The organism is Candidatus Methanoperedens sp. (assembly GCA_012026795.1).
Lineage (GTDB): Archaea > Halobacteriota > Methanosarcinia > Methanosarcinales > Methanoperedenaceae > Methanoperedens.
The window spans coordinates 1-780 of the sequence record VEPM01000003.1; the positions used below are offsets into that span (position 1 = coordinate 1).

The window sequence follows — 780 nt, forward strand, 5'->3', positions numbered from 1 at the left end:
GCCTACTGCAATGTGATTTCGTACTGCCTCATCGATGGCGCAGGCCGTCATATGGTACGTATCGATATCACCGTATCTCGGACAGATGCCATTTGCAACAACAACTCCTTCCATGCTATCAAGCAGCGGGCGGATAACCGCTGCATCACTCGGTCCGTCTCCAGTTAATGGTTTGATGACTGATCCTGCCTGAACTTCATGGTCGTACTGTCTGATGACATATTCTTTTGAACATATATTGAGGCGCGAAAGAAGGTTTTTCAGGACCGCGGTCAGATCTACAATACCGAGCACAGGCTCTTCAAAATTGCGCTGTATCCAGCGCGCGTTCAGTTTCATGGCTGGAAGACCATTATGCAAAAACTCCATATCCAGATAAGCCACATTCCTATCCCCGTATTTTACATGGAATTTGCCCGAATCTGTAAATGTTCCGATAACAGTGGCCTCAACGTCTCTTGTTTTAGCAAGAGCGAGGAATTCATCAATCTTCTCAGGAGAAACAGCAAGCGTCATCCTCTCCTGCGACTCGGAAACAAGAATCTCCCATGGGTCAAGGCCGGGATATTTCAGGGGGCATTTATCAAGTTCAATCAGGCATCCTCCGCAAAGCTGCGCCATCTCACCCACCGATGATGAAAGGCCGCCTGCGCCATCGTCTGTTATTGATCCATATAATCCCTTATCGCGAGCCTCAAGCAGGAAATCAAGCATCTTCTTCTGGGTTATAGGATCTCCGATCTGTACAGCGGTAACAGGTGAATCCTCATCAAGTTGCAG

At 48.1% G+C, this 780-nt stretch carries 1 protein-coding gene; it reads right to left on the minus strand.

The genetic code is table 11. The annotated features are described in order from the left end of the window. Nucleotides 1-780 (minus strand): phosphoribosylformylglycinamidine synthase (locus FIB07_01800; protein ID NJD51580.1); only part of this gene is annotated, 780 nt, incomplete at both ends.